This is a genomic window from Luteibacter sp. P4_E6 (genome assembly GCF_056401535.1).
Genome location: NZ_JBFUJE010000160.1, coordinates 1 through 8,172, shown reverse-complemented (window position 1 = coordinate 8,172; position 8,172 = coordinate 1). Strand labels below are relative to the sequence as shown.

The window sequence follows — 8,172 nt, the reverse complement described above, 5'->3', positions numbered from 1 at the left end:
ACAATAGACTACGTGGACCCCACCCAACGTGGGAGAAAAAGCATCTTCTCTTCGACGGCACATCTGCGAAAGGATGCAAAAACCGCTAACCCATCGACAGGCAAGCCCTTCGGCTCCGCACATCTCGTCCTCCGCGGCGGCACGCCGAGCGACGGCGTGAAAGTCACGCTTTCAACCGAGGACAACTACGTCCTCCAGAAGCTAGGCCTCGCCGATCTTCCAGCCGCGATCGAAGCCAAGCCCACCGCCTTCGCTCCCATTCGTGCTCAGCTCGCACGCGACCCACTCATGGACTACGACGAGTTCGGCGCAAGGATCGGCGTCAGCAGCTATTACTGGACCCACGACAAAAAGCCCGTGTCATGGCTGATCCGGCGAGCTAAGGATTGGGCGCGCTACGACGTGGTGGATGAATACGTAGCCAAGGAGGCCGCTTGCTTCGCCACGAACGGAGTCACCGTGCCGTCGGGCATCGATATCGTCAAGCTCGTGGCGTTGAAGCATGCACATCGGGATACGTTCGCGCGGCTCATGGTCTCGACGCAAGTTGGCAACGCCGTTCTCGCCGAGACGACCGTGGTCCTGGACGGCACCGACCACTCGCGCGCCATCACCGCGAGATTCCCCGTGAGCAAGGCCACGAATCCACACACTTTCAAGCTCGAGGTATATGCCGATGACGATACCGAGATGCTCGGTTCCATCACTCGCCAGTACAACTTGCAGGAGCAAGGGCGCGCTAAAGGGGCCCATGGCGCGGACGCGGTCGACGACGCCGTCGCCTCGGCGCGCCTCATCCAGAATCGTTACCAGGTCCACTACCTGGACCTGACCGAGGTCGCGGGTCGCGCGTCAAACAAATCCTACGCGCTTCCCACGCATGCGTACGCCATTCGCCTGAATACGCTGCTCGGCATGCGCTTCGCGGCGCTGGCCACCAATTCACCACAGGACCTTCTCGACTGGAAAACCCAACAGCTTCCCGCGCCGCGGATGGCCCCCGGAACGGAAGATGGCACCGTCGATTTCCACGGCGCGAACGGCTTCTATTTCTGGGAACTGTTCATGCACTTGCCCACGCTGGTGGCATGGAAGTTGCGCTCGACACGGCAGTATCGCGAGTCGCTCGAGTGGTGCACGCGGCACCTGTTCGATCCCTACGACGCCGCCGGAAACCTCGACATGCTGATGCCCCCGTTCTGGCACAGCCGTCCATTGACCATGCCCAACGCTGCGCTCAAACTCGAGGCGAACACGCTCACCACGGATATCGAGACATTCGCCTATGCCGAGCCGGAGCGCTATCGCAAGGCCATGCTGATGTTCGTCGTCGAGCTATGGCGTCAGCAGGGCGATGACTTTTATCGCCAACTCACACGCGACGGCGTGGCCGAAGCCGGCAACCACTACCGCAGGGCGTTGGCTCTGCTGGGTCCTTTACCCGAACGCCTGACGACCGCAACACCCAGCCTGCCGACGCTCACCGAGACACGGGCGTCGCACTTCCTTCCACCAGTAAACACCGTGCTGACGCAGACGCGCGACCTGCTCGAGAGTCGGATGTTTAACCTTCGCCATGGGTTGACCATCGATGGCAAGATCATGCAGCTGGATCTCTATGGAGCAGCGGACGAATTTGACCTGATAGGCAGCCAGCGCACCGGCATGCGCTCCGGGGAAGCACGCCGCGGGCGCATCAATGTCCCGCCCTATCGATTCAAGCACGTGCTGCCAATGGCCAAGGAAGCCGTACAACAGCTAATCGACATGGGGCGCCAACTCTTCCACACCTACGAGGAGGAGTACAACGCCGGTCTGGGCGTACTGCAGCAGCGAAATCTGATCAACCTTTCCGACTTCACGTTGCGAACCCAAAGGGAGGCACTGAAGCATGTACGAGCCGTACGGGCGACGATGGTAACGAGCAAGGTCGCCCTTCAGAAGCGGCACGACTACTACCAAGGGCTGTATGAAGAGCTCGTCCTGCCGGAAGAGAGGATATCCATGCTCTTGGGAGCCGGCGCTGCGGTATCCAAGATTTACGCGATTCCGTTCATGGTCTCAGGCAAGTGTCTCGACACAACACCGAACATCTTTGGCATGTCGGTGGGCGGGTGCCGCATCGGGGCACCTGCTGAAGGCGTGGCAGCGGGCATCCTGGGAATGGGAGACGCCGCTGACGCGATCAAGGACGAGCTACGCTATTTCGCCGATATCAGGTATCGCGCCAAGGAATGGGACTTTGAAGCCGAGCAGGCTAAACAGGAGCTGGAAATCATCAACAGCCAGCTCGCCGAGCAGGACATCCTTATCCGTTCTGGCGAGCTTGCAGTGGCGGAAGTCCTGGCCCAGCAAGCAGTGATGAAGGAGGAATATACCTTCATGACCACGGGCTTTGCGATCGGCCCCACCTATGTCTGGATGATCGCCCATCTATCCGACATCTATGCGTCGGCTTACGATGCCGTCATGTCGCTATGCCTCGCCGCCCAGGACGGCTGGCGTTATGAAACCGGTGACTTCAACAGGGAGTTCGTACGACGCGACGCGTGGATGGATGACTGGCGCGGCATGCTCGCCGGCGACGCCTTGCAGCGTGATCTTCTCGAGATGGAAGCAGCCTACCTGCGCGGTCGCGAGCGGCGCATGCATATCCGTAAATCGTTCTCGCTTGTCGATATCAAGAAGGTCGATGCGGGGACCTTGGGTTCGACGATAGAGCGTACAGGTGAGATTACATTCGCCCTTCCGTCCGAACTCTACGATGCCGACTTCCCCGGTCACTATCTGCGTCAGATCGTTAATGTGTCCCTGAGTATCAAGCTGGCCACTTCCAGCGAGGTGAAGAGCATCGCAGCCGTATTGATACAGACCCGTAACGACGTCCTGTTCGAGCCGGCGATCGAAGGGGCACGATACATCTACGACAACAGTAAACCAGAACACGACTCGGTCAGGACCAACCTGCGACGTGAACAGAAGGTCGCCGTATCCACAACCAAGCCGATTGTGGATATCGACGGCTACAGTGGCCTCTTCAGCCTGCTGTTCGGTGATGACCGCTACCTCCCCTTCGAGGGCACGGGCGCCATCTCGAACTGGACCCTCTCCTTCCCGGGTGATCGGGAAGAACTCCTGGGCATTCTGAAGCGTGACGACACCTGGCTATTGGAAGATATCCTTCTTACGGTGGATTACACCGCAGATGATGGCGGCACTGATTTTGCCGACGCGGTGAGAGCGCTTCGGAAGTCGGACGTGACGCCGCCAGCTGAACCCAGCCGCGACCCCGACGCCGACCTCGTCAGCGACGAACCACGCCCGCTGACCTTCGCCGCGCCGCGAGTGACCGTCGGTAAGGTCGTCGGCATCTACGTCGCCATTGCGCCTCAACCCCGCTTGCCGGTTAACAGCGCTGTGATCGTCAGCTACAAGATGGCCGATGAAAGCATCGTCGATATGCCAGCACAGGCATGGAAAGGGAAAGGGGTCAGTATTCCCATCGAACCGGCGATGATCGCCAGTCACGCAGGCGAATCGATCGAGGTCTCATATAAGGTCATCGGCGATGAACCGACCACATCGCCCTCGACGCCCGTCAAGTTACCGACAGCTGCACAGTTGAATTTATTGAGTTATCCGAGGCCCCGGGTAACGCCGGATCTGGTAAACAACGCCCTGGACCGGCGCGACGCTCCGGACGGCGCCATCATCACCGTCGAGCCGTGGCCCTACATCCAGAAGGGCCAGGCCATCTGGATGCGCTGCCTGGGAACCAAGGCTGATGGCAGCCCGAAAGATCTCCCCCTTCGCATGCCGCCCGAGGTCATCACCGAACAGGAGGTCAAGGACGGCGTGCGTGTCACGATACCGCTCAGCTACCTCGACGAACTCGGCGACTTCGCACAGTTACGAATCGCCCTGAAAGTTGGCCTTTCCGCAGGGGACAGTGAAGCCGATGCGGAAACCTTCCCCGGGCTCATGTTTGACCTTCCGCGATGCTCCACGCTGAGGGTGCAGATGGACGTGGTCTCCGCCCTGCTAACATGCAATCCCGATCCGTTGCTGTCATGCGACTACGCTTATGTCGCAACGTCCGCCGGGGAAGGCCCCACATCCCTCTCATTGAAGGGGACCGCGAAGCTCCTGAACGTCCCGGTGGTGGACACCAACGGCAAGGAGCGGACCAGTCGCTGCCGGCTGTTCCGCCGAGTGATTGCAGCGAAAGGCTACCCGGTATACACCGCGTGGGACCAGCCCTTAGACGCGCCTGGCCGGGATCACACGAGCTCCACCTCGCTACGTGCCGTCATCAGCGCCGAGGACAACGTCGATTTGCCGTTCGGTACGTATCGGGGAAAAACCACGGTCCAGCTGATGGGCTGGCAGGTGCCGAGGGTGCGGGAGTCGATTCGGCTTGAGGTGGATGCTACGTACGCGGCTCCGGACACTCCGCTGGCTCCGACGCCTACGCCGAAACCCGCACCCTCTCCGGCTCCCGTCCCAACTCCAAAACCTGACGCCTCGAAGCCGGTATCCGGCACCACACCCCCCTATGTCGCGCCAACCATCGAATTCGAAGATGGAACGGTCTACGTGACCATACCGGGCAACCAGGGATTCATAGAGGGGGACTTCGGTTACGTGGCTGTGACTGACGAATTGACAAAGAAGCGCGTCTTATCCGACGCCTGGAAGAAAATCCCGCGGGACGGATCTCGATTTACCTCTTTGCCGGGGAGCTTGAAGAGCTACGCGGGCATGCTTCCCGGGAACATTGCGCTCGTGACGTATGTCGTCGAACGCGGCGACGTGGAGACGATGTCGGCTGCGTTACGTATCAAGCTGACTCCTTCCGACAACGACCCGACCCTCATTATCCCTGTCGTCGTCCCGTGAAAGACCATCGCTCGTCGGCCGCCCCCTAAAGTTCTTACGGGTGCGGCCGATTCTCTAAGCACAGGAGCGCGCCCAGCCGGACTCGCCCAGGCCCTCGGGAGGACCTGCCCTTGATCATCCAGCCGACCAGTATCGCTGCCCAGCTTTGGGCGGGCGCGGCAGCGGGCACCACCGCTGCGGCGGATACCTGGCGCGTGGGCACCCTGCTTACGGCCCGAATCATGGGCCAGACCGACATCGGCAAGCTCCTCCTCGACATTGGCGGCCTGACGGTCGAGGCCGACGCGGCCGGAACCTCCCTGCCCCAACAATTCCTGGTCAAGGTATTGACCCAGGGCACCCAGCCCCAGCTGGAAGTGCTGCCCGGCAAGGTGGATGAGCAGGTCGCCATGCAGGGCCTGCGCGAGCGGCTGCCCCTGCAGAACGGGTACGCCCAGCTGCTGGGCGTCCTTTCCGCCCTGGCCAGCCGGCCGATCGCCCGGACCCTTCCCGCGCCCCTCCGCGCCGCCCTGGCCACGCTCGAGGCCGCGATCAGCAATCCGGACGACGTAAGCACACCGCTCGGCATGAAGGAAGCCATCGCCAAGAGCGGCGCCTTCCTCGAAGCGCATCTTGCCGAACCGAAAGAAGAGACCCCGGCCGCCGACGACTTCAAGGCCGCCCTGCTCGCCCTTCGTCGCACCCTCGCCGACCTTCCCGCCACGCGCGCCGCTGCCCGTCCCGGCGACGGCTCGGTGCCTGCGCGCCCGCTCAACGACACACCGCCGCCGCTGGCGCAGCGTGCTTTGTTCCCCCAGCCACGCGCCACGGGACTGGCCGAGCCTCAGGTGACCGAAGAGAATGTGGACGAACTGGTCACCCAGTTGCGTGGCGACGTGCGCGCGGCGATCTCCCGCGTAGAGATCGGCCAGCTGGAATCCCAGCCGCAGTCGGGCCTGTGGATGATCGAGATTCCGCTGGCGGGTGTACGCGGCTACGACGTGCTGCAACTGCGCATTGAAGAAGGCAAGCCGAGCGTGTCCGAGCCCGACGGCATGTGGACCGTGGGCTTCGCCATCGACCCGCCGACGCTCGGCGCCGTACAGGGTGAAATCCAGCTCCGCGTGCCGCGCGTTTCGGTGCGCCTGTGGGCCCAGCACGGCGAGACCGTGTCGCGCCTGGAAACCGAATTCATGTCGTTGCGCCGGCAGCTGGAAAAGAGCGGCCTGCAGCTCGATCATTTTGCGTGCATGCACGGCCTTCCCGTCCCGACCAGCGCCTACAGCGCGGTCCTGCTCGAAGCACGCGCATGACCCAGTCCCTTCCGTCACCCCGACGCAGCGTGACGCTTCGTCTGGCCTCACCCACCAGCAACGGCAGCAACCAGCGGATCGACGCCGCGGGCGTGAAATCGATGCTGGAGCGCGCGCAGGCCCTTGGCCTGGCACCGCAACTGGATCCGCAGATTGCGACGTTGCTGGCAGCCGTCCGGTTGCGTGAGGATGTGCCGCCGGAGTTGTATGCGGCGTTGGCGGCTGTGGTGGGAACGTTGTTGAGTGCCACGCGGGACTGATCGTTACGACCTGCTGTTGCCGCTTGGATCTGTCGTGATCGCTGGCACCCATCGCCGATGAATCGGCTCCTACAAAAAACCTGCGGCGATAACAAAGTCTCGCTATGCACCGAGATATATTGGGGCGCGCTCGACAAGCGATCAGTCGACGCCGAGACCCAGGATATGCGCCGCTTCGGCGTCAAAGCCGGCCAGCTCGGCAAAGCGCTTGCCGCGCTCCGCATAATCACGAAACTGATCGAAACTCGGCGCACCGGGCGAGAGCACAACAACACCCTCACCGCGTAGAGCATCACGGGCAGCCCCTACGGCAGCGGCGAGATCGAGCGCGCGATAGACGTTGGGCACGCCTGCTGCCTCGAGTGCATCGGCGATACGCGGCCCATTGCGCCCTTGGCAGACGATCGCCTCGGGCGTGTGCACGCGCATCGCTTCGACGAACGGTGTCCAGTCGAGTCCACGGTCGTGACCACCAACGATCAACGCCGCACGCACGGTGCCGACGGTTTCCAACGCAGCGAGGCTCGCAAGTGGCGTCGTACTTATCGAATCGTTGATCCAGTCGAGGCCGTCGCGCTTGCCAAGAGGCTGCAGGCGATGCGGCAGGGGAACAAAACTCGACAAGGCGGGTGCAGCCGCACGAGCGTCAAGCCCCACGATCTCGAGGGCAGCCAGGGCCGCGCAGGCGTTGATCGCATTGTGCAGCCCGGGCGCCGACACGCGATCGGCACGAATGACGTCTTCCGTGCCGCGACGAATCCAGCCGTCGGCAACGTGCCAATGTGCCGTGTCGCCGAAGGTATGCCGTGCAGGATGATCGGCCGCTCGGGCCAGCAACGCAGGCTGCATCGCATTGACCAGCACCGTCGCCGACGAAGCCAGCAGCTTGAGCTTGTCGTCGATATAGCGCTCGCGCGAGCCGTGCCAGTCCAGATGTTCTTCGTACAGGCTGGTCACGACACCGAGGCTCACGCCCGATGCTTCGCCCGTCTGAAAGCTCGACAACTCGATGACCCACAGATCTGCCGTTTCGTTGTCCAGCTCGAGCAAGGGGAGACCGATGTTGCCGACGAGCGCCGTACGCACACCAAGGGAGCGAGCGAGATGGGCAATCAACGCCGAGGTCGTGCTCTTGCCCTTGGTGCCCGTGACAGCGATGGTGTTCGCCTGCGGGTGTCCGGCGAACCACAGCGCGGTACCGGAAGTGAACCGCGTGCCGCGTGTTTGAGCGTCGAGCAGCTCCGGCTTGTACGCCGAGATTCCCGGCGACTTGATCACGACCTCGTAGCCGGCGAGCGCGTCGGCATCTGGCGCGGCATCGCGAACGACCACCGACGGAAAAGCGCCACGCGCCGCATCGACTTCATCGGCGGCGCAGTACAGATCGACGGGCTGGCCCGGCAGATGCCGCGCCAGCGCGTTCAGCGCAGCACGGCCTTCACGACCGAAACCCCAGACAGCGACGCGACGCCCGGCGAGATCAGCCCAACGCATCCAGCGCTCCGATCAGACGCTGCGGCACCAGATGCGACGCCCCTGGCTTCAACCACGGCTCGAGCGCGAGCTCCTCGTTGTCCAGCTGCGGCAGGATTTCACGGCGGAAACGCGCGACGAGCGCGTCTTCACGCCACTCCGGACGCTCGGCCAGCGAGGCGAGCGCGGCGCGGGCTTCCGCACCCTCGCCCACGCACTCGAAGGGCTTGTGATCCTTGTATTCCAGG

General features: G+C 62.8%; 5 protein-coding genes. 3 read left to right on the top strand and 2 right to left on the bottom strand.

Annotated elements, in window-relative coordinates:
* Positions 1 to 12 precede the first annotated feature (12 nt).
* The 3 genes from AC1DT2_RS11480 (at position 13) to AC1DT2_RS11470 (ending at position 6,451) form a co-directional block, all read left to right on the top strand.
* A complete protein-coding gene (locus AC1DT2_RS11480; protein ID WP_477296301.1) occupies positions 13 to 4,899 on the top strand; it encodes a Tc toxin subunit A-related protein in 4,887 nt (1,628 codons plus the stop codon).
* A 110-nt stretch (positions 4,900 to 5,009) separates the two neighbouring features.
* A complete protein-coding gene (gene fliK / locus AC1DT2_RS11475; RefSeq protein ID WP_477296300.1) occupies positions 5,010 to 6,191 on the top strand; it encodes a flagellar hook-length control protein FliK in 1,182 nt (393 codons plus the stop codon).
* Positions 6,188 to 6,451, top strand: coding sequence for a flagellar biosynthesis protein (locus AC1DT2_RS11470; RefSeq protein WP_213948636.1), 264 nt, complete (start codon positions 6,188 to 6,190; stop codon positions 6,449 to 6,451). Before fliK ends, AC1DT2_RS11470 begins: the two co-directional genes overlap by 4 nt.
* 141 nt (positions 6,452 to 6,592) lie before the next feature.
* Here the strand turns inward: AC1DT2_RS11470 and murD are convergent, their stop codons facing one another.
* Together murD and AC1DT2_RS11460 are read right to left on the bottom strand one after the other, a co-directional pair.
* Positions 6,593 to 7,945 carry a UDP-N-acetylmuramoyl-L-alanine--D-glutamate ligase gene (gene murD, locus AC1DT2_RS11465; RefSeq protein WP_477296299.1) on the bottom strand — a complete coding sequence of 451 codons (1,353 nt, stop codon included), beginning with the start codon at positions 7,943 to 7,945 and terminating at the stop codon, positions 6,593 to 6,595.
* Positions 7,932 to 8,172, bottom strand: a 241-nt coding sequence (locus AC1DT2_RS11460; RefSeq protein WP_477296298.1) for a MurL C-terminal domain-containing protein, incomplete at its 5' end; no start/stop codon positions are given. The genes AC1DT2_RS11460 and murD, both read right to left, overlap by 14 nt.

Bases quoted from the DNA above. Each gene is read 5' to 3' on its own strand.
- AC1DT2_RS11470 (WP_213948636.1), top strand. From the start codon at position 6,188: ATGACCCAGTCCCTTCCGTCACCCCGACGCAGCGTGACGCTTCGTCTG.
- murD (WP_477296299.1), bottom strand. From the start codon at position 7,945: ATGCGTTGGGCTGATCTCGCCGGGCGTCGCGTCGCTGTCTGGGGTTTC.